Annotated in this window: 22 protein-coding genes and 1 pseudogene; 11 read left to right on the top strand and 12 right to left on the bottom strand. The window is 70.8% G+C overall.

The annotated features are described in order from the left end of the window. Nucleotide 1: 1 nt before the first annotated feature. The 4 genes from J7I98_RS35705 to J7I98_RS35690 form a co-directional block, all read right to left on the bottom strand. Nucleotides 2–1,471, bottom strand: a complete 1,470-nt coding sequence (locus J7I98_RS35705; protein ID WP_214929226.1) for a carotenoid oxygenase family protein — start codon at nt 1,469–1,471, stop codon at nt 2–4. Next, nucleotides 1,461–1,967, bottom strand: a complete 507-nt coding sequence (locus J7I98_RS35700; protein WP_214929225.1) for a hypothetical protein — start codon at nt 1,965–1,967, stop codon at nt 1,461–1,463. The genes J7I98_RS35705 and J7I98_RS35700 overlap by 11 nt, the downstream gene beginning before the upstream one ends. 54 nt (nt 1,968–2,021) lie before the next feature. Beyond that, the gene (locus J7I98_RS35695; protein WP_214929224.1) at nt 2,022–3,443 is read right to left on the bottom strand and encodes a lipase maturation factor family protein; all 1,422 of its coding nucleotides are present in this window, start codon (nt 3,441–3,443) and stop codon (nt 2,022–2,024) included. 72 nt (nt 3,444–3,515) lie between these two features. Further along, nucleotides 3,516–4,022 carry a DUF1990 family protein gene (locus tag J7I98_RS35690; RefSeq protein ID WP_214929223.1) on the bottom strand — a complete coding sequence of 169 codons (507 nt, stop codon included), beginning with the start codon at nt 4,020–4,022 and terminating at the stop codon, nt 3,516–3,518. Between the two features lie 74 nt (nt 4,023–4,096). Here J7I98_RS35690 and J7I98_RS35680 point away from each other — a divergent pair, with 74 nt between their 5' ends. From J7I98_RS35680 to J7I98_RS35665, 4 genes are all read left to right on the top strand, one after another. Then, nucleotides 4,097–4,363: a DUF6777 domain-containing protein gene (locus J7I98_RS35680; protein ID WP_308378048.1), complete on the top strand. Its 267-nt coding sequence runs from the start codon at nt 4,097–4,099 to the stop codon at nt 4,361–4,363. A 50-nt stretch (nt 4,364–4,413) separates the two neighbouring features. Then, the gene (locus J7I98_RS35675; protein WP_214929221.1) at nt 4,414–6,480 is read left to right on the top strand and encodes a SpoIIE family protein phosphatase; all 2,067 of its coding nucleotides are present in this window, start codon (nt 4,414–4,416) and stop codon (nt 6,478–6,480) included. 131 nt (nt 6,481–6,611) lie between these two features. Beyond that, on the top strand, nt 6,612–7,955 hold the full coding sequence (locus tag J7I98_RS35670; protein WP_214929220.1) for a wax ester/triacylglycerol synthase family O-acyltransferase: 1,344 nt from the start codon (nt 6,612–6,614) through the stop codon (nt 7,953–7,955). Nucleotides 7,956–7,969: 14 nt separating this feature from the next. Further along, entirely contained in the window at nt 7,970–8,830 is an 861-nt protein-coding gene (locus J7I98_RS35665; RefSeq protein ID WP_214929219.1) for an Fpg/Nei family DNA glycosylase, read from the top strand. A gap of 86 nt (nt 8,831–8,916) precedes the next feature. Here the strand turns inward: J7I98_RS35665 and J7I98_RS35660 are convergent, their stop codons facing one another. Next, nucleotides 8,917–9,606: a zf-HC2 domain-containing protein gene (locus J7I98_RS35660; protein WP_214929218.1), complete on the bottom strand. Its 690-nt coding sequence runs from the start codon at nt 9,604–9,606 to the stop codon at nt 8,917–8,919. 140 nt (nt 9,607–9,746) lie between these two features. On the opposite strand from J7I98_RS35660, the gene J7I98_RS35655 reads away from it, so the two are divergent. The 4 genes from J7I98_RS35655 to J7I98_RS35640 all read left to right on the top strand — a co-directional run bounded on the left by J7I98_RS35655 (nt 9,747) and on the right by J7I98_RS35640 (nt 14,076). Beyond that, on the top strand, nt 9,747–10,547 hold the full coding sequence (locus J7I98_RS35655) for a LytTR family DNA-binding domain-containing protein (RefSeq protein ID WP_214929217.1): 801 nt from the start codon (nt 9,747–9,749) through the stop codon (nt 10,545–10,547). A gap of 47 nt (nt 10,548–10,594) precedes the next feature. Further along, nucleotides 10,595–10,981, top strand: coding sequence for a hypothetical protein (locus tag J7I98_RS35650; RefSeq protein WP_214929216.1), 387 nt, complete (start codon nt 10,595–10,597; stop codon nt 10,979–10,981). Between the two features lie 96 nt (nt 10,982–11,077). Next, on the top strand, nt 11,078–12,823 hold the full coding sequence (locus J7I98_RS35645) for a cation acetate symporter (RefSeq protein WP_214929215.1): 1,746 nt from the start codon (nt 11,078–11,080) through the stop codon (nt 12,821–12,823). Next, nucleotides 12,820–14,076, top strand: a complete 1,257-nt coding sequence (locus J7I98_RS35640) for a sensor histidine kinase (protein WP_214929214.1) — start codon at nt 12,820–12,822, stop codon at nt 14,074–14,076. The genes J7I98_RS35645 and J7I98_RS35640 overlap by 4 nt, the downstream gene beginning before the upstream one ends. Here J7I98_RS35640 and J7I98_RS35635 read toward each other — a convergent pair. Together J7I98_RS35635 and J7I98_RS35630 are read right to left on the bottom strand one after the other, a co-directional pair. Beyond that, nucleotides 14,052–14,558 (bottom strand): hypothetical protein, encoded by a 507-nt coding sequence (locus J7I98_RS35635; protein ID WP_214929213.1) that lies wholly within the window; start codon nt 14,556–14,558, stop codon nt 14,052–14,054. The genes J7I98_RS35640 and J7I98_RS35635 overlap by 25 nt on opposite strands. Nucleotides 14,559–14,794: 236 nt before the next feature. Next, nucleotides 14,795–15,337: a sigma-70 family RNA polymerase sigma factor gene (locus J7I98_RS35630; protein ID WP_308378047.1), complete on the bottom strand. Its 543-nt coding sequence runs from the start codon at nt 15,335–15,337 to the stop codon at nt 14,795–14,797. A gap of 280 nt (nt 15,338–15,617) precedes the next feature. On the opposite strand from J7I98_RS35630, the gene J7I98_RS35625 reads away from it, so the two are divergent. Next, complete coding sequence (locus J7I98_RS35625; RefSeq protein ID WP_214929211.1) at nt 15,618–16,784, top strand: CapA family protein; 1,167 nt, start codon at nt 15,618–15,620, stop codon at nt 16,782–16,784. A 41-nt stretch (nt 16,785–16,825) separates the two neighbouring features. Here J7I98_RS35625 and J7I98_RS35620 read toward each other — a convergent pair whose 3' ends face one another. Further along, nucleotides 16,826–18,262 (bottom strand): amino acid permease, encoded by a 1,437-nt coding sequence (locus tag J7I98_RS35620; RefSeq protein WP_214929210.1) that lies wholly within the window; start codon nt 18,260–18,262, stop codon nt 16,826–16,828. Nucleotides 18,263–18,450: 188 nt separating this feature from the next. On the opposite strand from J7I98_RS35620, the gene J7I98_RS35615 reads away from it, so the two are divergent. Further along, nucleotides 18,451–19,272 (top strand): polysaccharide deacetylase family protein, encoded by an 822-nt coding sequence (locus J7I98_RS35615; protein ID WP_374225209.1) that lies wholly within the window; start codon nt 18,451–18,453, stop codon nt 19,270–19,272. Between the two features lie 29 nt (nt 19,273–19,301). On the opposite strand, the gene J7I98_RS35610 is transcribed toward J7I98_RS35615, so the two are convergent. Beyond that, the gene (locus tag J7I98_RS35610; RefSeq protein WP_214929208.1) at nt 19,302–19,961 is read right to left on the bottom strand and encodes a class F sortase; all 660 of its coding nucleotides are present in this window, start codon (nt 19,959–19,961) and stop codon (nt 19,302–19,304) included. 312 nt (nt 19,962–20,273) lie between these two features. Here J7I98_RS35610 and J7I98_RS35605 point away from each other — a divergent pair, with 312 nt between their 5' ends. Beyond that, nucleotides 20,274–20,753: a hypothetical protein gene (locus tag J7I98_RS35605; RefSeq protein WP_214929207.1), complete on the top strand. Its 480-nt coding sequence runs from the start codon at nt 20,274–20,276 to the stop codon at nt 20,751–20,753. 138 nt (nt 20,754–20,891) lie between these two features. Here the strand turns inward: J7I98_RS35605 and J7I98_RS35600 are convergent, their stop codons facing one another. The 3 genes and pseudogenes from J7I98_RS35600 to J7I98_RS35590 form a co-directional block, all read right to left on the bottom strand. Next, nucleotides 20,892–21,446 (bottom strand): hypothetical protein, encoded by a 555-nt coding sequence (locus J7I98_RS35600; RefSeq protein WP_214929206.1) that lies wholly within the window; start codon nt 21,444–21,446, stop codon nt 20,892–20,894. Nucleotides 21,447–21,628: 182 nt separating this feature from the next. Further along, nucleotides 21,629–22,393 carry a DUF4239 domain-containing protein gene (locus J7I98_RS35595; protein WP_214929205.1) on the bottom strand — a complete coding sequence of 255 codons (765 nt, stop codon included), beginning with the start codon at nt 22,391–22,393 and terminating at the stop codon, nt 21,629–21,631. 112 nt (nt 22,394–22,505) lie between these two features. Further along, nucleotides 22,506–22,732, bottom strand: a pseudogene (locus J7I98_RS35590) (hypothetical protein); the annotation flags it as partial.

Raw genomic sequence — 22,732 nt, 5'->3', positions numbered from 1 at the left:
GTCAGGCCTCGTACCAGCCCGGAAGCGCGGAACCGGGCGCCCAGGCCGCATGCGTACCGCTGGAGATCCGCTCGGGCAGCCGTATCCGGGCGAGAGGACCGTCGGCCGGGCGTGCGGCGTCGAAGACCAGGCACTCGGAGCGGTCGGCGTTCATGTCGGTGGTGAGCGTAACGAGGTAGCCGTCGTCCTCGGCGGTGCTGTTCGCGCGCGGGACCATCGCCGTCTCGCTGCCGAAAACCCCGTCGCCGTACGCGTACTGCTCCTCCCTCCCGGTGTGCAGATCGTGCTTGACGATGCCGTCCATCAGAAACCACCCGGGCTTCTGCGTCGCGGCGTACGCATAGCGGTACGGACGGGCCGCCCGGTCCGGGCTGATCGTGCCGAACTCGGTGTAGCGCTCACTCAGCCGTTCCTCCTTCACCTGCCCCGTCCGCAGGTCGAACCGCCAGCGGTGCAGCGTCGTCTCCATCCGCTCCAGCGCCAGGAAGCGGAACATCCGCTGGTAGACGCCCTCGCCGCGCGGGTCGGGCGGCTCGGGGCGGCCCTGCCTGAAGCCGTCGAGGACGATCTCGTCGCCGTCCTCGTAGGCGTTGGTGAAGTGCAGGACATACGTCGGCTCCGCCTCGAACCACCGCACCTCGCTCCCCAGTCGCGGCACCACACCGAAGCGGCTCGGCATGTCCGGGTGGAAACGGGAGGCGTACTTGCCCTGCGCGATCAGCTCCGGGTCCCAGAAGAGCGGGAAGTCGTTGAGGATCGCGTAGTTCTCGGTGAACGCCATGTCGTGGGGGAGGCGCGGGCCCGGCAGCGGGATGTCGGTGAGGTGCTTGAGCCGGTTGTCCGGGCCCACGACGCCGTACCGCAGGTACGGCGCCTCGGTCGCGTACGAGAAGAACAGCAGCTCGTCGGTGCGGTCGTCGACCTTGGTGTGTGCGGATACGCCCCAGTCGGGCGCCCAGGGCGACTTGCCGACCGTTTCCAGAGTGAGCGGGTCGAGGCGATAGAGGTCGCCGCACTGCCAGAAGCTGCTGAGCGCCTGGCCCGCGTGGACGACGATGTCGGTGGAGGACGCGTCCTTCATGCGGGTGCGGGCGCCCCAGCCGTCCTCGCGCTTCGACAGCGCGGGCCGCTCAGCGATACCGGCCCACAGCGCCTCGCCCGCCTCCTGCTCGGCGAGGAAGCCGTCGGTGCGCACGAAACGGTTGCGATAGAAGGCCTTGCCGTCGCGGAAACCGACGACATGGATCATGCCGTCACCGTCGAACGGGTGGTAAAGCTTCAGGGCGGGGTGGACCGGGTTCTCGGTGTTGCGGAGGTAGATGCCGTCGAGGTCGGCGGGGATCTCGCCCGTCACCTCCAGGTCGTCCGCCCGCCACTCGGTGGTCTGTGGCTTCCATGGGCCCGTACGGTACGGATGGTCGTCGTCCCCGGGCAGGGTCGACAGGGCGCGTCCGACGATCTCAACGTCCATGGGTGTGGTCCCCCTCCGTAGCTGTGCCTGTCGTGGGCGTCCGCGCCGGTTCGACCTCAAGGAAGCGCCGCCGCCGTGGTCCCCGGTACAGCAGCGCCGTCCACCCGACCCGCCCCAGCGCGGCCGCGCACTCCGTCAACGTGTCCTGTTCCTCCTGCGCCGCGCCCCCGCCCGGTGGCCCGAGCCACTCCACCCGGGCCGTCCCCGGCCGCTCGCCGGGCCCGACGCGATACCCGGTCGCGCTCCTGCGCCCGTCCGCGTCGACGGAGGAGGGCGCGATGCCCGCCGCCTCCAGAGCCAGGGCCACGGAACGCACCGGCTGGTTGAGCTCCCAGGCCGCCGGAACCGCCTCGGGGACGTCGGCCTCCATGTTTGTCAGGCGCCGGATCTGCAGCAGCCCCTCGAACGCCACCCGCACCTCGGCGGCCCGCTCCCGGGCAGGCACGGCGGGCTCCGGCCCGTCACCGGTGGCCGCAACGAAGGCTCCGGCCGTCATGGGCACCCCAATTCCGCGCGCGGCTTCACGCGACGGAAACTACAATAAGCAGAGTTACTTGACCACCCTCCCGGCGAGAGCCACCGGGGGCAGGAAGTCGCGTACGAGCGTGCGGTGCCACCAGGCGTGCGTGGTCCGCAGTTCGTCCCACGTCGTGTAGCGGTACCGGTAGACGCGGGCCCGGACGTGGGTCGGCGGGGCGTCGGGGAAGGGGTTGTCGCGCAGCAGCCGCAGCGTCGCCGGATCACCCGTCAGCAGCCGTTCGACGAACGGGCCGAACCACGAGTGGGCGTACGCCGGAGAGAGCGCCGCGAACCACATCATCCAGTCGAGCCGCAGATGGTACGGCGCGAACTGGCGCGGCAGCCGCAGCGGATCGCCCGGCTTGCCCTTGAAGCCGTACTCGCGCCACACCGTTCCGGCGTGGACCACGGGTTCGTCCGTACCTTCGACGACGATCTCGTGGCGGACGCGGCTGATGCTGCCGAATGCGCCGTACGTATTGACCAGATGGAGCGGATCGTACGAGCGGTTCATGGCCTGGTGCCGTGAGAGCAGATTGCGGGCGGGCCGGTAACTCAGCCCGAGCAGCAGTGCTGTGACGGCGATGACCAGCACTTCGTACCAGAGCGGGGAATCGGGAAGGGCGGGCGGATCGGCGATGAAGGAGCCGTCGATCGCGGACAGGGCGAGGACGATCGTCAGCCAGTTCAGCCAGGCGAAATTGCCGGACAGGACCAGCCACAGCTGCGTCACGACGATCAGGCAGGCTGCCACGCTCGCGACCGGCTGAGGAGTGAAGAGGACGACCGGGACGAGGAGTTGGGCCACGTGGTTGGCGGCGACCTCGGTCCGGTGGAAGAGCTTGGGCAGATGGTGGAAGAACCAGCTCAGCGGGCCCGGCATCGGCTGGGTTTCGTGGTGGTAGTAAAGGCAGGTCAGGTCCCGCCAGCAGCGGTCGCCCCGCCATTTGATCAGCCCGGCGCCGAACTCGACGCGGAAGAGCAGCCAGCGGATCAGCCACAGCACCAGTACGGGTGGGGCGGTGCGCTCGTTGCCGAGGAGGACGGCGAGGAATCCGGCCTCCAGGAGCAGGGACTCCCAGCCGAAGCCGTACCAGGTCTGCCCGACATTGACGATGGACAGGTACAGCCCCCACAGCGCCGCCCACATCAGCATCGCGGTCCACAGCGGCAGTTGATCGGCCGCGCCCGCGACGAGCGCGGCCGCGAGGAGGCAGCCCGTCCAGGCGCAGGCGGCGAAGAAGCGGTCGGAGTAGTGGAGGCGGAAGAGTGTGGGCGCAGCGCGCCACGGCACGCGCTGGAGGTGGGCGGGCACGGGCAGGATGCCGTTGGCGCCGATGAGCGCGCGGAACTGGAGGGCTGCACCGAGGAAGGCGACGAGGTATACGGCGGCGAGAGCCCGCTGGAAGACCAGGCGGCTCAGCCAGTAGTCGGGTGCGGTGAACCACTCCATTGCCTCCAGTATCGGGGCGCGGGGGTGGGGGCGCCTGCGGCGGGCTTGTTCCCAGGCAGCCGCCCGCACCCCCTACCCCGCCGCGATCCGCCGCAGCGTCGCGCCCAGCCGTCGCGCGTACCAGTGTTGAAGCACCGGCATGATCGGCCCCGCGAGCCGCGTGTACCACCGCCCCGCCCGGCTGAACGCGGTGACCGTGAACCACACCGTCCCGTCGTCCGCCAGCTCGACGACGAACGACTCCTCGCCGCACTCCGGATGCCCTCCGGTCGTCCCGTACGCGAACCCCGTCCTGTCCGTCTCGTACGCCGTCCAGACCACCTCGCACGGCGCCGTGACCCGCAGCGGCCCCACGCCGATCGCGCACTCGACGGCCGCGCCGGGCTCGGCCCGTACCGCGTCGGCACGCACCCGTACGCCCGAATCGCGGTGCAGTCGCCAGGTGGTCACTGCCGTACCCGCCGTTTCGAAGGCGCGGCGGCCGGTGCCGACCCGGGTGCGGTGGTGGAGGTGGTTGTACCCGGCGGGCAGAACGCTCTGGCGGGTGCCGCCGACCTCTGGGTAGTTGAGGGTGCTCATGCTGCTGTTGTCTCCTCGAGTCGTCGCCAGGCCAGCACCGCGCAGAGTGCGAAGCCGAGGGCGTTTCCCAGGCCGTGGGTCGCGGCCATCCAGGTCAGGGTGGGGTGCGGGATTCCCAGGGGCAGCCGTGGGCGGGATACCGGCCCGACCGGGTCGCGGTCGTCAAGCCCGTGACGCAGCCGATGGATGTCCTGATCATTGTGGACGTCGTCAGTAACACCTGGATCGAGCGCAAGGCGGGCGACGACTGCCGCCAGGACAGGACATCCGACGCGCCGAGCCCGCCCCCGCCCTCGAACGACGTGCTGCCTCCGCCGCCGGGGGGTGACGGTGCGTCCTGAACGGCTCCGATCCGGTCGAGGAATCGGGCAAATGATGGCAAGGTGGCAGCATGGTTGATCGGGAAGTGAGCTCCCTTTCGCTTCCGGACGACTGGCCCGCCCACCCGGATCTGAGCATGGCCCTCAATCGCATGGGCTGTTTCGACTGGGATCTGGACAGCGGACTGCTGTACATGGACGAGGCCGCTCTCGATGTGTTCGACATGGCTCACGACGAATACAGCGGCCGTCCGGAGGACCTCGCGTCACGTGTGCCGCCGAGCGAGGGTGCCCGGCTCGACGCGCTCGTCGCCGAGGCGCTCAAGAACGGCAGTTCCACGTACGGCGCCTACTTCCGCATACGCACCCGCGAGGGAGGTCTCCGATGGAGCCACACACAGGGCTCCATCGGCCGTGACACCAGCGGCCGCCCGCGCCGCATCATCGGCATCGTCCGTGACGCCACCCAGGAGCTTGCCGACTCGACCGCCCGCGTCGAACAGGACGCGGACCGCCGCCGCAGGACGAGCGTCGTGCAGGGCACCACGGCCGCCCTCGCGCACGCGCGCACCGTGCAGGACGTCATCGACGTACTCAACGACTCCCAGGGCCTGGAGAACCTCGGCGCCACCAGTCTGGTGGTGGGCCTGGTCGAGGCGGGCCGCATCCATCTTGTCGCCGACGGCCCCTACGGCTCCTTCGTGCCGGGCACCCGCTACACCCGGATCGACGAGCAGTACCCGATGAGCGAGGTGGTCCGTACTCTCAGGCCCCGCTTCATCGAGTCGGCGGAGGACTTCGCCGGCTCCTACCCGATCCTGTGGCCGCACATCACGGGCCTCGGCATTACCTCCGCCGCCTACCTGCCGCTGATCGCCCAGGCCCGTCCCATCGGCGCGATCGGCCTCCTCTACAGCGACAGGACGGGCTTCACCGCCGACGAGCGTAATGTGCTGATCGCCCTCGGCAGCAGCATCGCGCAGAGCATCCAGCGGGCCATGCTCTTCGAGCAGGACAAGGACCTGGCGGCCGGGCTGCAGCAGGCGATGCTGCCGCGCCGTATCCCCGCCGTCCCCGGGGCGCAGATCGCGGTCCGCTACCGCTCCGCCCGCCTCGGCCGTGACATCGGCGGTGACTGGTACGACGTCATCCCGCTGCCCGGCGGCCGGGTCGGCGCGGTCATCGGGGACGTACAGGGCCATGACACGCACGCCGCCGCCGTCATGGGGCAGCTGCGCATCGTGCTGCGGGCGTACGCCGCCGAGGGGCACACCCCCGCCACCGTCATGGCCCGCGCCTCGGTGTTCCTGGACGAGCTGGACACCGAACGCTTCGCCACCTGTACGTACGCCGAGGCAGACCTGAGCACCGGCGTCGTCCAGCTCGTCCGCGCCGGGCACATCGACCCTCTGCTGAGGCTCGCCGACGGCAGCTGCCGCAGGCTGCCCGCCGAGGGCGGCATGCCGCTCGGCCTCTCCGCCGAGTTCGGGCAGCTCGAATACCCCGTCACCACCATCGAACTCGACCCGGGCCAGACCCTGCTGCTGTGCACCGACGGCCTGGTGGAGCAGCCGGGCGCCGATCTCGACGACGGCATGCAGATGCTGTCCGCCATGGTCCGCACCGGGCCGCGCGACCTCCAGCAGCTCGCCGACAAGCTCTGCGAGGTCGTCGACGAGCGGGGCGGCGAGGACGACGTGGCGCTGCTGCTCCTGCGCCGCAAGGGTGCGGACCTGCCACAGACCGGCGGGCGCCTCCAGCAGCATGTCGCGCAGAACGATCCCGAGGCGCTGAGCTCCGCGCGGCACATGATCCGGGCGGCGGTACGGGCCTGGGGCGCCCGGGAGCGTTCGGACGAGATCGAGCTGACCGCCGACGAGCTGATGACCAACGCGCTGCTGCACACGGACGGCGGAGCCGTCGTCACGGCCCGGGTGCTGGCCGGGGCGCAGCGCAGGCTGCGCATCGAGGTGGACGACCGCTCCAGTGTTCTGCCGCGGCGCCGGGAGGCGGGGGAGGCCGGTGTCTCGGGGCGGGGGCTGATGCTGGTCGACCGGCTGGCGGATGTGTGGGGCGTGGACTCGCGGGGGAGCGGCAAGTGCGTCTGGTGCGAGTTCGTGGTGCCTGACCGGCACTGAGCAGACCTGACCGTACCGTTCGGTAACGGTGTGTGTTGGGGACGTACTTGACCGTAACCGATCGTTCGGGATTGACTGCGCTCTCCCACTCGCCTCCAACTCCCACTCGCCTCCAATGACGTGAGGGCTCCTTGAGCACCGAGCTTCTGGCACCTCTTGACCTGGCGTTCTGGCACCTCGAATCCACCGAGCACCCGATGCACCTCGGCGCGCTCGCCCTCTTCGACGGCCATGCCGACGCCGATGCCGACGCGGTCGCCGCGCTCCTCGCCGAGCGCGCCGCCGCGATTCCCCGGCTGAAAATGCGCGTACGCGACGTCCTGCTGCCTGTGGGCGGCGCGGCCTGGTCCACGGCCAAGGACTTCGACGTACGCCGCCACGTCCGGCAGATCCGGCTCCCCGACGGCGACTTCGCGGCCCACGCCACCCACATCGCCGGGGAACTGATGGAACGGCCGCTCGAACGCGGCCTGCCGCCCTGGGAGATGTACGTCCTCACGAGCGGCACCGCCCCCGGCCCCTTCGCCGTCCTCGTCAAGCTTCACCACGCCCTGGCCGACGGCATGCGCGCCGTCGCCATCGGCGCCGGAATCTTCGACCAGATCGCGGGCGCACGCGCCGCCGGCGCCCGCCGCGAGCGCAGCGTGCCGCCGCGGTCCTGGCTGGCGGGCCCGCGCCAGGTCGTCGGCTTCGCCCGCGACCGTATCGAGGAGGTGGGCCGGGCCGTCGGCATCGGCGCGGACGTGCTCCGGGCCAGCAGGCTCGACCTGTGGGGAGCCGGCGCCCTCGCGGCCGGCTCCAGCGGAACGCGGAGGCTCGGCACCGCCGTGCTCGGCCTCGATGACGTACTCAAGATCCGCAGGGTGGCGGGAGGCACGGCCAACGACGTGCTGCTCGCCGTCGTCGCGGGCGCCCTGCGCCGCTGGATGCTGGAGCGCGGCGAGCCGCTGCCCGGAGCGGACCCGCGTGCCCTGGTGCCGGTGTCGCGGCGCCGGCCCGGCAGCCCGGCGGGCTCCGGCAACAAACTCTCCGCCTACCTCCTCGGGCTGCCCGTTTCCGAGCCCGACGTCTGGGCGCGGCTCACCTCGGTCCGTGCCGCCATGGACCGCAACAAGGCCCAGGGGCCGGGGCGCGGCGCCGGAGCGGTCGCCGTACTCGCCGATCAACTCCCGCCGCTCGCACACCGTTTCGGCGCCCCGATCGCGGGCAGTGCGGCCCGGTTGCTCTTCGACGTCCTCGTCACGAGTGTGCCGCTGCCCCGCTCGACGCTCTCGCTGGGCGGCAGCCCGCTGCGGGAGATCTACCCGATGGCGCCGCTGGCCCGCGGCCAGTCCCTGGCCGTCGCCCTGTCGACGTACGGCGGGCAGGTGCACGTCGGCCTCGTCGCCGACGCCAAGGCGGTGCCCGACCTGGACCGGCTGGCCCGGAGCATGAACGACGAGCTGGCCGCACTCCTGCGAGCCGCCACGGGCTGAGGCACGCTGGAAACATGCCTGAGCTGCCGGAAGTGGAAGCACTGCGAGAGTTCCTCGACGCGCACTTGGTCCGACGGGAGATCGCCCGGGTCCTCCCGGTCGCGGTCAGCGTCCTCAAGACGTACGACCCGCCGCTCTCCGCGCTGGAGGGCGCCACCGTCACCGCCGTCGCCCGGCACGGCAAGTTCCTCGACATCGGCGCGGGCGGCCTGCACCTGGTGACACACCTGGCCCGCGCGGGCTGGCTCCACTGGAAGGACGAACTCCCGGCCGCCCCGCCCCGCCCCGGCAAAGGCCCCCTCGCCCTGCGCGTCGCCCTCACCGGCGGGGCGGGCTTCGACCTCACCGAGGCGGGCACGAAGAAGAGCCTCGCGGTGTACGTCGTACGCGACCCCGCCGACGTACCCGGCATCGCACGGCTGGGCCCGGACCCGATGGCCGAGGACTTCGGCCGCGCCGAGTTCGCGGCCCTGCTCGACGGTGAACGGCGCCAGATCAAGGGCGCGTTGCGCGACCAGAGCCTGATCGCCGGGATCGGCAACGCGTACAGCGACGAGATCCTGCACGCCGCGAAAATGTCCCCGTTCAAGCCCGTCGCGAACCTCACCGAGGACGAGATCACGACGCTGTACGAGGCGATGCGCGCCACCCTGGCGGAGGCGGTCGAGCGCTCGCACGGGCTCGCCGCGGGCCGGCTGAAGGCGGAGAAGAAGAGCGGACTGAGGGTCCACGGCCGAACCGGCGAACCGTGCCCTGTCTGCGGCGACACCATCCGGGAAGTGTCCTTCAGCGACTCGTCGCTGCAGTACTGCCCGACATGCCAGACGGGCGGCAAGCCACTCGCGGACCGCCGGCTGTCGAGGCTGCTCAAGTAACACCCGGTCAAGTAACACCCGGCCCGCGTGAACGCCTGCTCGCCCGTCCCCGAGGGCCCGACGCCCGGGTCCGGGTCCGGGTCCGCTCACGCTTCGATCGTGACCAGGCGATGCCCGTCCAGTGTGCGCACCTCGAACCGGTCGATCTCGGCGCCGTGCAGCGCCGCGCCGCCCTCCGTGCGCAGTGGCTCCTCGTGGCCCTTGGCGTCCGGGAAGCCGTAACCGCCGACGGGCACCGCCCACGTGGTGACCGTCTGCTCCTTGCCGTCCTTGCCGACCGCTACGAGCTTGCAGGTCAAAGGTCCCTTCACCCGTGCCAGTTCGAGGCCGACCCCCGACCCCCAGCCCCGCTCCTGGAGCGCGACGGTTGCCGAGACGCCCGTTGCCGGGTCCGTGGCGGCGTACGTGCGTACCGCGTCGTCGCCCGAATCCTGGGCCTGAAGGCCGAGCACCGCCACCGGCGTGGCGATGATCAGCGCCGCCGCCGCGGCGATCAGTTGCAAACGGCGCCTGCCGTTGCGCCGCCGCCCCGTCTCGATCGCGTCCAGCAGCTGGTTGAGCAGCGTGGGCCCGGGCGGCTCCGGCAGGAGCACGCCGTGGGCGCCGCCCGGGTGCGCGAACGCGGCCAGCGCCGATTCGAGTCCGGCGAACTCACTGAGCCGTACGGCGCAGGTGGCACAGTCGGCCAGGTGTTCCTCGAAACGGAACGAATCCGCTGGATCGAGGACACCGAGCGCATACGCGCCGACGTCCCGATGCCGCTGCTTCGGGCTCATGAGTCAGTTCCTTGTGGGGTGGGTCTCGTGGTTCATGGGGGGTGTGGTGGGCTTACCGGGCCCAGTCGTCCTCAGGTACGGAAATGAGCGCGTTTCTGCTCAGGTGCCGGTTGCCGGACACGTCTCCTAAACTCCGCACCATGTTGCGTGCACTGGCTGTCGACGACGAACGACCGGCGCTGGAGGAGCTCCTCTACCTGCTGCGCGCCGACCCCCGGGTCCGCAGCGCGGAAGGGGCCACCGACGCCACCGAGACACTGCGCCGGATCAACCGTGCGCTCGACGCGGGCCCCGACGGCGACGACGCCATCGACGTCGTCTTCCTCGACATCCACATGGCCGGGCTCACCGGACTCGACGTCGCCAGGCTGCTCGCCGGCTTCGCCAGGCCGCCGCTCATCGTCTTCGTCACTGCCCACGAGGGGTTCGCCGTCCAGGCCTTCGACCTCAAGGCCGTCGACTACGTCCTCAAGCCGGTCCGCAGGGAGCGCCTCGCCGAGGCCGTACGCCGCGTCTGCGACCAGGTGGAATCGGCACGGGCTCCCGCGCCGACCCTGCCGCCGCAGCCCGGCACCGTCGACCACATCCCGGTCGAACTGGGCGGAGTGACCCGCTTCATCCCGATCGACGACATCACGTACGTCGAGGCCCAGGGCGACTACGCCCGCCTCCACACGCCCGCCGGCAGCCACCTCGTGCGCATCCCGCTCTCCACCCTGGAGGAGCGCTGGGCCGCCCGCGGCTTCGTCCGGATACACCGCCGCCACCTCGTCGCCCTGGCCCGCATCGACGAACTGCGGCTGGACGCGGGGGCGACGAGCGTGCGCGTCGGCGAAGCCGAACTCGCGGTGAGCCGCCGCCACGCCCGCGAGCTCCGCGACCTGCTGATGCTCCCCCGTAGCCCCAAGGGCACGGGAGGTACCCCCACCGCGAGCGGCTGACCAGCTGCCTCTACCCACGCCGGGTGCCGCTGCATAGACTCCCGGCGATGTCCGCAGAGCCGCAGCCCCGCCGCGAAATCGTCACCGGAGTGCCCCGCAGCGCCCGGCGGCGGCCGCCCGGCCACGCCCCGGCACGGTCCGAGATCACCGAGCAGACGACGCTGGGAGCGACGTACGTCCGCTCCCTGATGCGCAGTCAGCTGCGCACGGCCGCGATCTCGCTCGGCGCCCTGGTGCTGCTCGTCGGCTCGCTGCCGCTGCTGTTCGCGCTGCCGCAGGTCTTCACCGGCTCCGACCTGCCGTCGCCCGCGCCCTTCGTCTGGGCGGCGCTCGGCGTGGCCGTGTACCCCGTCATGTGGCTGATCGCCCGATGGCAGGTCCGGCGCGCGGAGCGCAACGAGCGCGCGTTCAGCAAGCTGGTCGAAGGGCGCTGACCGGACGATGCTGTGCCTTCCCGGAGGACAACCCCGACAAGTCCCTGCCCCCCGGCCGGACCGCTTCCCCGTACAGCTTTCGCGGGGTGGCGTCGAGTGAACCAGGCGTACGCGGTGGCCGCCGTCACCGTCGTCGTGCTCGCCACCGTGCTCATCGGCGCCCTCGGCCTGCGCATATCCCGTACCACCTCCGACTTCTACGTCGCCTCCCGCAGCGTCAAGCCCGGCCTCAACGCCGCCGCCATCAGCGGCGAATACCTCTCCGCCGCCTCCTTCCTCGGCGTCGCCGGACTCGTCCTCCTCCAGGGCCCCGAAATGCTCTGGTACCCGGTCGGCTACACCGCCGGCTATCTCGTCCTCCTCGTCCTCGTCGCAGCCCCGCTGCGCCGCTCCGGGGCGTACACGCTCTCCGACTTCGCCGAGGCCAGGCTCGAATCGCCGCAGGTCCGCAGGCTCGCCAGCCTTTTCGTCGTCGGCATCGGCTGGCTCTACCTGCTGCCCCAGCTCCAGGGCGCGGGCCTGACCCTGGAGATACTCACCGGCGCACCCGACTGGGTCGGCGGACTGGTCGTCGCGGTCGTCGTGACCGGGGCGGTGGCGGCGGGCGGGATGCGCAGCATCACCTTCGTGCAGGCCTTCCAGTACTGGCTCAAGCTCACCGCACTGCTCGTCCCCGCCCTCTTCCTCGTCGTCGCCTGGCTGGGGGACGACGCCCCGCGCGCACGGTTCGCGGAGCCCGCGACGTTCCGCGAGCACACGGTCGTCACGATCGACGACACGGTACGGATCGACCTCGACCGGCCGTTGCGCGTCACCGTGACCGGCAGCGTCGACGAACGGCGCCACCACCGGCAGCCGCTCGGCCTCGACGCCGGCGTCCACCTCATCGGCGCGGGCACGACCCTCGGCTTCCCCGCCGACGCCCAGGTCCCGGAGAAGGCCGCCGCCGAGGGGGCGGGAGCGTCCAGCTGGTCGCAGCCGCTGGCCAGCAGCCGCGAGGAGCACCCGCTGTACGCGACGTACGGGCTGATCCTCGCCACCTTCCTCGGCACGATGGGGCTGCCGCACGTCGCCGTGCGCTTCTACACCAGCCCCAACGGCACCGCGGCCCGCCGCACCACCCTCGTTGTACTCGGCCTGGTCGGCGCGTTCTACCTGCTGCCGCCGGTCTACGGAGCGCTCGGCCGGATCTACGCTCCCGAGCTGTCCCTCACCGGGGAGGCGGACGCCGCCGTTCTGGTCCTGCCCGACCGGATCATCGGCGGCGTCGGCGGCGACCTGCTGGGGGCGCTGCTCGCGGGCGGGGCATTCGCGGCGTTCCTGTCGACCGCCTCGGGGCTGACCATGTCGGTCGCGGGCGTGCTCACCCAGGACGTCCTCCCGGCGCGCGGGGTGCGCCACTTCAGGCTCGCGACCGTCCTCGCCATGGCGGTGCCGCTCGCGCTGAGCATCGTGACCGTCAATGTGCCGGTGGCCGACGCCGTGGGCCTCGCCTTCGCCGTCTCCGCCTCCTCCTTCTGCCCGCTGCTCGTCCTCGGCATCTGGTGGCGGGGACTCACCCCGCCGGGCGCGGTGGCCGGCCTGGTCGTCGGCGGCGGGGCCGCACTGAGCGCGGTGATGACGACGAGGGCGGGGCTGCCCGCGGGCGGCTGGTCGCACTCGCTGCTGGCCTGGCCCGCCGTCTGGTCGGTGCCGCTCGGTTTCCTCACGATGGTGCTGGTGTCGCTGGCGACCCGCGACCGTATACCTGCCGGGACGGCCGCCACCCTGGCCAGACTTCACCTGCCCGAGGACCTGATGGCGAAGGCCGACACGGGCCTGAGCGTGAATGGGGAACGATGACCGGGATCGAAATCGCGGCACTGGCCGCCGCCGGCGCCGTACTCCTCGCCGTCGGCATCGTCCTGGGCCGTCTCACCGCCCGCCACGGGCGAGGCGGGGACCTCGACCTCGGTACGCCCGTCGAGCGCGCCACCTTCCAGACCCTGCACACCGCGTCGCTGGCCGCACCCCCGCTGCGCGCGGGCCTCACCGAGGAAACGGCGCGCAAGGCCGCCCGCCGGCTGCGCTCCCTGCTCGGCACCGAGGCGCTCTGCCTCACCGACCGCGAGACGGTGCTCGCCTGGGACGGGCCCAGCGGTGACCATCACCGGGAGCCGGTGATGCGCCGCGTACGGGAGATGCTCGACTCCGGGCGGAGCCAGAGCGTACGCACGGACTGCGACGATCTCCAGTGCCCGCTGCGGTGGGCGGTGATCGCCCCGCTGACCGGCGAGGAGGGCGTGCTGGGCGCGCTCGTCGCGTATGGGTCACGGGAATCGGCCGTACTGGTCAGGGCCGCCACCGAGGTGGCTCGCTGGGTGTCCGTACAGCTGGAACTGGCGGAACTCGACCGCTCACGGACCCGGATCGTCGAGGCGGAGATCCGCGCCCTGCGCGCCCAGATATCGCCGCATTTCATCTTCAACTCGCTCGCCGCGATCGCCTCGTTCGTACGCACCGACCCGGAGCGCGCCCGCGAACTCCTCCTGGAATTCGCCGACTTCACCCGCTACTCCTTCCGCAGGCACGGCGACTTCACCAACCTCGCCGACGAACTGCGCTCCATCGAGCAGTACCTGGCGCTGGCCGGCGCCCGCTTCGGCGACCGCCTCAAGGTGACGCTCCAGGTCGCCCCCGAGGTGCTGCCGGTGGCATTGCCCTTCCTCTGCCTCCAGCCGCTCGTCGAGAACGCCGTCAAGCACGGGCTCGAAGACTCCCGGGACGAGTTCAGGGTCACCATCGCGGCGCAGGACGCGGGCTCCGAGGCCATGGTGGTCATCGAGGACAACGGGGTCGGCATGGACCCGGAGCGGCTGCGCCGGATCCTCGCGGGCGAGCACACCGCCTCGTCCGGCATCGGTCTCTCCAATGTCGACGACCGGCTGCGCCAGGTGTACGGGGACGACTACGGACTCGTCATCGAGACGGGCGTCGGTGCGGGCATGAAGATCACGCTGCGATTCCCCAAGTACCGGGCGGGAGTGCACTCGTCGGCGCCCGCCGGACGCGAGCCGGAACAGAATCAGAATCAGAAGAGGTGGATGGCGAGATGACCGAGCGGCAGCCCCAGCTGCCAGGCGGGCATCCACACCTTCTCGCTCTCGTCCACGAGGTCCTCCCCGGGGCCGTCTTCGGGGTCGTTCCCGGGATCGTCCGCCAGTTCCCGTGTCCGGGGCGCGGGGAGTGCCCCGCCGAGGTCGGCGGCGAGCAGTTCGGTGTCGCTCAGCCACCGCCATGACGCCAGGGCCAGTTCCAGGTCGGGGTCGACCGTCTTGCGGGCGTCGGCGCGGGCCATACGGTCGGCGAGCCTTTCCCGTACCCACTTCTCCCAGGGATGGCCGTACGTGGTGAGCGAGAGCCACTCGTCCAGGCCGGCCACGACGCGGATGCCGGACAGCTCGTCCGAGCTGTCGGACAGGTAGATGGTGAGCGCCAGTGTTTCCCGCCCCGCCCGGAACTCGAGCGTGCCGGGCGGAATCAGATTGCCCGTGCGGAGCAGCTCGTCGCCGATGTACTCGGCGTACAGCCAAGCCATCGGTACCGCAAGCCTGTCTCCGCTGGTGCCATTCGTACTCTCGGGCAGCACAGCACTCCACCTTCTCCCGGACGGATCTCTTCTGTGTTTCGGGGCATCGCCGAGCTTTCACTCTCAGACACGCACAGCGTGGGGTCTTTACTCAACTTGGGCGCTGTGGTTTCGAATTCGGCCTGGTCTGCACGGGTACAGGAGGGAGAAGAATTGACCTGCGGTGCGGGCGTGACAAGGGGGGCTCAGGGGGTGTCGAGCCCGTAGCCGTGCAACGCCTTCCTGAGCGCGCGCAGCGCGTAGCACGTACGGGACTTGACGGTGCCGGCCGGTATGCCGAGCGTCTCGGACGCCTCCGCCACCGACCGGCCGCGGAAATAGACCTGCGTCAGCACCTCGCGATGGGCGCCGCGCAGCGTCCTGACGGCCTCGCGCACATCGAGTGCGGTCACTGAGCGTTCCGCGTGGTCGTCGGGGAGGGCCGAGTGCTCCAGTGCGTCGGCGCCTACCTCGTACGGCCGGGACCTGCGGGCACGCCGGGCGTCGATGGCCAGCCTGCGGCCCACGGTGAACAACCACGGGCGCATCGAATCGTGGCCGCTCGCCAGTGCCTCCGGGTGCTGCCAGGCCCGTACCAGGGTCTCCTGGAGCAGGTCCTCCGCCCGCTGCCTGTCCCCGTAGGTGAGGCCGAGAAGGAAGCTGAGAAGCGCCTTGCCGTGCTCGCGCTGAAGATCGGCGAGCGCCCGCTCGTCGGTGTGCTGCTTGAGGGAGGAAGTCACCGTTGACACTCCTTCGGGGGACCGGGTGGCCGTAGGCCGGACGGCCGCGAAGATATCCGCCGCCTGGCGTGATTGCGGCTGCGCTGCACGCGGCGGCCGAACGGGCGGCAAGGGCTTGCGGTGAGCGGTCGAACGGTGCGACGAGCGGCGCGTCGAACGGTCCCTCGGACGGTGCGGCATCCGGCCGTATCCGGCACCTGATCGGGCGACGGCGGCGTCCCCTGAAATGCGACTGACCACCCTTATGGGTTCATTTGTATGACTATCCCCAACCATGGAAGTCGGTCGGATGATGAAGCGAAAGCTGCAAGGGGCGGCGGCCGTGACCGTCCTGCTGATCGGAAGTGCGACAGCCTGCACAGGACACAACGCGGCCACGCACCGCGGCTCGGCCCCCTCGGCGGCAGGCGCGTTCGCGAAGGAGCGCGGTTTCACCCTCGTCGCATCGGGCGACGTACTCCCGCACGCCTCGATCATCCGCCAGGCCAAACGGGACGCCGACGGCAGCGGCTACGACTTCCGGCCGATGCTGTCCGGCGCCAAGCCGGTCGTCTCCGAGGCCGATCTCGCGATATGCCACATGGAGACGGTGTACGGCCCGGACGGCGGCCCGTACACCGGCTACCCCAACTTCCAGTCCCCGCCCGAGGTGGCCGCGGGCCTCCGGGCCACCGGCTACGACGCCTGCTCCACCGCGTCCAACCACACCCTGGACGCGGGCACTGCCGGCATAGACAGGACCCTCGGCGCGCTCGACAAGGCAGGCGTCAAGCACGCGGGCTCCGCCCGCACCGAGGCCGAGTCCCGGCAGCCCGCCTGGCTGGATGCGGGCACCGCCAAGGTCGCCCAGCTCTCGTACACCTACGGCACCAACGGGTACCCGCTGCCCGAAGACCGGCCCTGGGCGGTGAACCTGATGGACGAGCGCAAGATAGTCGCCGACGCGCGGGCCGCCAGGAACGAGGGCGCCGACGTCGTGCTGGTCTCGCTGCACTGGGGCACCGAGTGGCAGGACGCCCCCGACGATCAGCAACTGCGGCTGGGCAGGTCGCTCACCGCGTCGCAGACCGGGGGCCGCCCCGACATAGACCTGATACTCGGCACGCACGCGCACGTCCCGCAGGCGTACGAGAAGGTCAACGGCACCTGGATCATCTACGGCATGGGCGACCAGATCGCCGGCCCGATGATCAACTACACGGGCGCCTTCGACGCCCGCGGCAACCAGGGCACCATCGGCCGCTTCACCTTCGCACCGCCCGAACGGTCGGGGCAGCGCTGGGAGGTGCGGAAGGCGGAGTTCATACCGCACTGGTTCGACACGGACGCGGGCCGGACGGTGAACCTCAACGCCGCGATCGGCCGCGGAGCCGACCACACGTCCGTACGGGACACCATCCGCCAGGTCGTCCTCAGCCGGGACGCCGCCGAAGCCGGCCTGATCATGGGCGAATAGCGGGCGGCCCCGGCCCACGGCCACGGCCCGCCCACCCGCTCCTACTCCTCGCCGCGCGCCCGAGCCTCGGGCTGCGTCTTCGCCAGCTCCGATTTGCGGTACGAATAGGCGAAGTACACGACCAGGCCGACCGCGAACCACACCGCGAAGCGGGCCCACGTCTCCCAGTTCAGGAACGTGATCAGCCAGATCGAGAACACCACCCCGATCGCCGGAACGAACGGCATCCCGGGGCAGCGGAAGGTGCGCGGCAGGTCCGGCTGCCTGTACCGCAGCACGATCACGGCGATGCACACCACGACGAACGCCAACAGGATCCCGATATTGGTCAGTTCGGCCGCTTCACCGATCGGCAGGAACCCGGCGATCACCGCCGACGCGACCCCGACGATCCAGGTCACCCGGACCGGCACGTGCCGCGTCGGGTGCGTCTTGGCGAACCACTTCGGCAGCAGCCCGTCGCGGCTCATCGAGAACCAGACCCGAGTGCACCCCAGCATGAACGTGAACATGACCGTGAGGATGCCGATGATGGCGCCCACCGCGATCACATCCGCGAGCCCGCCGAGCCCCACCGACTTGAAGGCCGTCGAGAAGCCGCTCTCCGGGTCGACCTCCTTGTAGTTCTGCATGCCCGTCAGCACCAGGCAGGCCAGCACGTACAGCACCATCGAGATCGCGAGCGAGTACATGATCGCCTTGGGCATGTGGCGCTGCGCGTCCTTGGACTCCTCGGCCGCCGTCGACATGGCGTCGTACCCGAAGACCGCGAAGAACACCGTCGCCGCACCCGTGAAGGCCCCGCCGACCCCGAACGGGAAGAACGGGTTGTAGTTCGAGGTCTCGATGTGGAAGACGCCGACGGCAATCACCAGCAGCACCACCAGGACCTTCAGCACCACAACGACCGTCTCGAATCGCGCCGCGCTCTTGATGCCGAGCGTCAGGAGATACGCGATGAACAGGCACAGCACCGCCGCGATCAGGTCGACCCGGTGCCCGTCGCCCGTGCCGGGAGCCCCCAGCATCCAGGCGGGCAGTTCGGCGCCCATCTCCTCGACCAGGAAGTTGAAGTAGCCGGAGATGCCGATGGCGACCACCGCCACGATCGCGGTGTATTCGAGCAGCAGGTCCCAGCCGATGAACCAGCCCGCGAGTTCACCGAGGACCGCATAGCCGTAGGTGTACGCCGAACCGGCCTTCGGGATCATCCCCGCGAACTCGGCGTACGAGAAGGCGGCGGCCGCGCTCGCCACACCCGCGATCAGAAACGAGATGAGGACGGCGGGACCCGCCGTGCCGTTCGCGACGGTACCGGCGAGCGTGAAGATGCCCGCGCCGATGATCCCGCCGACGCCGATCGCGGTGAGCTGCCACAGTCCCAGCGTTCTGGTCAGCCGCTCCTCCGCGCCGCCCTCTTCGATCTGTTCGATGGGCTTGCGACGCAGTACGCCGTGTCCTGTCCGCAGTCCGGCCATGAGTGATACCTCCGCTGACGGCTGTCGGCTGATGGCGGCTCATGATGGCCCAGGTGCGGCTGAGGTGAAAGGTGCCGTACGCCCATTGGGTACTTCGTCATCCGTTGCCGGTGTTGGTCGGCCGCCGGGGGCTGCGGCCGTGCGAGCTATTAGTCATGAAAAAGGATGAGATGGTACCGGGGCGCAGAATGATACTGCGCCTCGCCGCCGGCCTCGGAGCCGTCACCGTCCTGCGGGCTCTGAGCCCCGACCAGGCCCAGCCGCCGGGCGGCCCTCCCTCCTCCGGAGGGCCGCCCCGGGCCGCAGGCCCCCAGGCCGGTGCGCCGGTCAGGGTCTCGTCGTACCGGTTGCAGCCCATGACGGCGCACGCGCCGCCCAGATTCCGGCCCGCCCGTTCGCCCGTGCGGAAACGGCCGTTCCTGCGGTTGGCCGGGCTCGGCGGCAGCATGGTGCTGACCTTCGACGACGGCCCCGACCCGCGCTACACACCGGACATCCTGAGCACCCTGCGCCATTACGACGTGCGCGCGATGTTCTTCGTATGCGGCGAAATGGCAGTCGGGCACCGGGACTTGCTGCGGGAGATGGCCGGCGACGGGCATGTCGTCGGCAACCACACCTGGTCCCATCCGCTGATCCCGAGGCTCTCGCGCGACGCCATCCGCGACGAGCTGGGGCGTACCAGCGAGGTGGTCGAGCGGGCCGTTGGGTATGCCCCGGCCTGGTACCGCGCACCGTACGGAGCGTGGAGCCGCAGCTCGTTCGAGATCGGCGCGGAGCTCGGCATGGAACCGCTCGGCTGGAGCCTCGACACCCTGGACTGGCGCGAGCCCGGCACCGGCACGATCGTCCGCCGGGTGCGCCAGGGCGCCGGGCCCGGTGTGGTCGTGCTGTCGCACGACGCCGGCGGCTACCGGGCGCAGAGCGTGGCTGCCCTGCGTAGGTACCTGCCGTGGCTGCTCGATGCGGGGTACCGGATCGCGGTGCCCAACCCGATGCCCCGGATGTGAGGACCGGCCCCCGCCCTGGTCGCCGCCCGTCAGCGGGTGGCGACCAGGCGGGCGAAGGCGACGACATTGCCGGCGTAACCGGTCGCCCTCGAATAGCCGCCGCCGCAGGTGATCAGCCGCAGTTCCGGGTGTCCGGTGTCCCCGTAGACGTGGGCGCCCGGGAAGTTCTCCTTCGAGTACACCTCGACGCCGTAGACCTCGAACACGGCGGTGCGGCCGTCGTAGCGGATCACCTCGACCTGGTTGCCCTTTTCGAGCGAGCCGAGACCGAAGAAGACGGCAGGACCCGAGTCGTTGTCGACATGGCCGGTGATGACCGAGGTGCCCCGCTGGCCGGGGGCGATGCCGTTCTGGTACCAGCCCGCCAGGTTGGGGTCCTGGGCGTGCGGTGCGTCGATCCAGCCCTCCGCGTCGAGCCCCACGTCGACGATCGGGGCGTCGACCTGGATGACGGGGACGCGGACCCGTGAGGCCGGGGCGTACGGCAGAGGCCGGACAGCGGCCGGCGCCGCCGGTGTGGCGGCGGCGTCGGGGATGTTCTTGAGTGCGGCGGCCGAGGCCGGCTGCGGGGGGCCGAGCGATACGTCGGCGCCGTTCCGCATGAGCGCGATGCCGGTGAGCATGACCAGAGCCAGGACCCCCCACGGCGAGCGCTTCCTCGGATCCGAGCCGCTGTACTGCTGGCCCATGGTGCTCCCTTCGTCGCGTCTGTACGGACGCTAAGTGCGGGACGTGGGAGCTGCGCGGTGTGAGAGGCGAACGGGTGGCGTGGCGGCCTCCGGTGACCCATCCGGGTAGCTCGTCGTACAAAAGTATCTGACGGTCTGTGACCTGCGGCTCCGTCAGATCAAAGCGCTGTACACCGGCGTGTCGCCTCACCGGGGTGGACCAGTCCCGAAATGCGGTAGTTGCGAGGCCCGGTGAGTGTTCGTCCTGGGACGCGTTCTCGTCGATCTTCCCGGAGCACCGCTCCGGGGCGCCGTCCCCAAGGAGGTTCTACGATGCGTGCTTCACGCGCTTTCGCGGCGACCGTAGCGGCCTGCGCGGCGGTCGGACTCGCAGCTCCGGCTGCTGTGGCCAGCAGCGGCCCGGGCAACGTCAACGTCAACCCGTTCTCGGTCCACCAGGGCGGCAGGATGACGGTCAGCGCCGCCGGTTGCACTCACGGCGGCACCGTGACGTCCAACGCCTTCCCGACGGCCCGCCTCTCGGCGGGCGCCACCGGGTACGCCACCGCCAAGATCCGGCACAACGCCACCCCCGGGCACTACAACCTGGCCATCAAGTGCAATGACAATCCGTTGACGGCAACGCATCAGTTCACCGTCCTCGAGAGCCGCGGCGCGCAGGGCGGTCTGGGCGGATCGCTCAACCCGTCCGACACGGAAATGGCGGTCGGCGCGGCCCTCGTCGGTACGGCGGCCCTCGGCGGCGGAATCTTCATCATGCGCCGTCGGCGCATGAACAACCACGGCTCCTGACAGCGCGTACCTTCCCTTCCGGATCTTCCCGGGCAGCACGCTTCCCGGGCAGCACGCAGAAACGTCCGTCGCCCCGAGTCCCTGTGAGGACGCGGGGCGACGGACGTGTGAAGCGGAGGGAGCTATTCTGCCGAGCGGTCAGTTCTGCCGGCTGCTGCTCCGTCGGCGCAGTACGTAGACCACACCTCCCGCAGCAGCGACAACGAGCGCCGCACCGGCGACGATCTCCCCGGTGTCCATCCCGCCCACGCTGCCGCCGGTACCGCCTCGGGCGGGCCGGGTCGGGACGGGGGTGGTGGTGGAGCTGACCGTGCGCGTGACCGACGGTGTGGGGGTGGCGGTGGGCGTGGACGTGGCGCCACCGGCGATGGTGAGGTCGGACGTGTCCGTCCCCCTGGTGCAGCTGTACGTCACCGTGTAGACGGCGCCGCGCTTGGCGTCCGAGTCGACCGTCGCGGTGGCCGACCCTCCGACGGGGATGGTCGTGGTGTCGAACACCCCGGACGTCACGGTGGCGGGCGTATTGCAGCCGGTGACGGTCAATGTGACTTGTCCGCCGGCGGCGATGGTCGACGGGGTGGCGGTGCCGATCACTGCGGTGCCCTTGGCGTCGGCGGCCGAGGCGCCAGGGGCGCCGAGCGAAAGAGCGGCAACGCCGAGCGCGGCGGCCGACGCGAGCGTTATCGCGCGCATGGTCAAATCCTCCGGTCTCCGAGGAGCAGCGGCGGAACCTTTATCCACTCATGGCAGGAAATTGCACCTCGATACCCGGAACGCTAGGAGCAGTCACGGAGGCGCGCGATCACAGTCGTGCGAATGGGGCAATGGTGTCCCCCACTCGGCGCACAGCCGACCCCGTCAGCCCCGGGGTCTCATCACTCGGTCGCGTCCGGGAAGAGGTCCATGAAGGGTCCGGCGGTGGCTGAAATGCCGCGGCCGAAGGGGGCGTCGAAGTCCCAGATGAGGAAGAGCAGGAAGGCGATGAGCGCGCTGTAGAGGCCGGCCAGGAGCAGTTCCCGTCCGGTGCGGCGGATCTGGAGGGTGAAGACCAGGCCGACGGCGACCACCGCTCCGATGATGAGGCCGAACCAGACGACGCCCGGCATGGTGGCGCTCGCGCCCTGTCCGCGAGCGCCCCGGGCGTCGTCCACGGCGGCCACTTGGTCGACCAGGGGCTGATAGGCCTGGCCCTCGTGGTCGGTCCTGGGCTTGTAGTCGGTGACGTCGCGGCGCAGCCGGTCCAGGAGTTCGGTGCCGCGTTCGCTGAGGGTTCCCTGGTCGGACATGTAATCCCACTCGGTGCGGACGACGTACGAGACATACGCGTCGACGTCGGCGCGGATACGGTCGCGGACCTCGGCGGGGTAGACCTCGGAGCGGGCGCTCACCTCGTGCAGGGCCTGGGCCTCCTGCCGTACGGAATCCTGGGCGGCGGTGCGGCCCTCCCAGACGCCGGCGATGGCGAGGCCCAGCACGATCGCGTAGACCACGCCGATCATCATCGTCATGTACTCGATGACATCCGGGGTCTCGGAGGGGTCGTCGTTGTCGCCGACGCGGCGGTGATTGATGACGGTGATGGTGAGGACGACCGCGCATGCGGACGCCATCGCAATGCTCAGAACAAGCCATTCCGACACGGGAACCTCTGTCAGCTAGCGGGATCGGGGGCGGAGCACGGCGGCGGCGAACACCGCGGGGGCCGTGACCAGGAGCGTGAGCGACACGAGGGACGGTCCGCCCCTGGGCTTCTTACGGGTTGCCTTCCGGTACACGGGGATGGCGACCCTGGTGGGAGAGGGCGGTTTCAGCCGGAGGGACGGGGTGGGTGTGGGGCTGGGAGTCGGGCTGGGGGGAGGTGGCGGCGGTGGCGGTGGGGGCGGCGGTGGTGGCGGTTCCGGGCGTACGGGCTCGGCGACCGGCGGGGGCGGCGGTGGCGGGGGAGGAGGCGGTGGAGGCGGCGGCGGTGGGGGGGGCGG

Origin of the sequence: Streptomyces sp. ISL-98, from assembly GCF_018614055.1 — a bacterium.
Classification (GTDB): domain Bacteria; phylum Actinomycetota; class Actinomycetes; order Streptomycetales; family Streptomycetaceae; genus Streptomyces; species Streptomyces spiramyceticus.
The sequence above is the reverse complement of the archived record's forward strand: the minus strand, read 5'-3'. Positions and strand labels throughout refer to the sequence as shown.

What these genes read in the sequence shown, in the direction of transcription:
- J7I98_RS35705 (WP_214929226.1), bottom strand. Translation starts at nt 1,471, where the DNA reads ATGGACGTTGAGATCGTCGGACGCGCCCTGTCGACCCTGCCCGGGGAC.
- J7I98_RS35700 (WP_214929225.1), bottom strand. Translation starts at nt 1,967, where the DNA reads ATGACGGCCGGAGCCTTCGTTGCGGCCACCGGTGACGGGCCGGAGCCC.
- J7I98_RS35695 (WP_214929224.1), bottom strand. Translation starts at nt 3,443, where the DNA reads ATGGAGTGGTTCACCGCACCCGACTACTGGCTGAGCCGCCTGGTCTTC.
- J7I98_RS35690 (WP_214929223.1), bottom strand. Translation starts at nt 4,022, where the DNA reads ATGAGCACCCTCAACTACCCAGAGGTCGGCGGCACCCGCCAGAGCGTT.
- J7I98_RS35675 (WP_214929221.1), top strand. Translation starts at nt 4,414, where the DNA reads ATGGTTGATCGGGAAGTGAGCTCCCTTTCGCTTCCGGACGACTGGCCC.
- J7I98_RS35665 (WP_214929219.1), top strand. Translation starts at nt 7,970, where the DNA reads ATGCCTGAGCTGCCGGAAGTGGAAGCACTGCGAGAGTTCCTCGACGCG.
- J7I98_RS35660 (WP_214929218.1), bottom strand. Translation starts at nt 9,606, where the DNA reads ATGAGCCCGAAGCAGCGGCATCGGGACGTCGGCGCGTATGCGCTCGGT.
- J7I98_RS35655 (WP_214929217.1), top strand. Translation starts at nt 9,747, where the DNA reads ATGTTGCGTGCACTGGCTGTCGACGACGAACGACCGGCGCTGGAGGAG.
- J7I98_RS35650 (WP_214929216.1), top strand. Translation starts at nt 10,595, where the DNA reads ATGTCCGCAGAGCCGCAGCCCCGCCGCGAAATCGTCACCGGAGTGCCC.
- J7I98_RS35640 (WP_214929214.1), top strand. Translation starts at nt 12,820, where the DNA reads ATGACCGGGATCGAAATCGCGGCACTGGCCGCCGCCGGCGCCGTACTC.
- J7I98_RS35635 (WP_214929213.1), bottom strand. Translation starts at nt 14,558, where the DNA reads ATGGCTTGGCTGTACGCCGAGTACATCGGCGACGAGCTGCTCCGCACG.
- J7I98_RS35625 (WP_214929211.1), top strand. Translation starts at nt 15,618, where the DNA reads ATGATGAAGCGAAAGCTGCAAGGGGCGGCGGCCGTGACCGTCCTGCTG.
- J7I98_RS35620 (WP_214929210.1), bottom strand. Translation starts at nt 18,262, where the DNA reads ATGGCCGGACTGCGGACAGGACACGGCGTACTGCGTCGCAAGCCCATC.
- J7I98_RS35615 (WP_374225209.1), top strand. Translation starts at nt 18,451, where the DNA reads ATGATACTGCGCCTCGCCGCCGGCCTCGGAGCCGTCACCGTCCTGCGG.
- J7I98_RS35610 (WP_214929208.1), bottom strand. Translation starts at nt 19,961, where the DNA reads ATGGGCCAGCAGTACAGCGGCTCGGATCCGAGGAAGCGCTCGCCGTGG.
- J7I98_RS35605 (WP_214929207.1), top strand. Translation starts at nt 20,274, where the DNA reads ATGCGTGCTTCACGCGCTTTCGCGGCGACCGTAGCGGCCTGCGCGGCG.
- J7I98_RS35600 (WP_214929206.1), bottom strand. Translation starts at nt 21,446, where the DNA reads ATGCGCGCGATAACGCTCGCGTCGGCCGCCGCGCTCGGCGTTGCCGCT.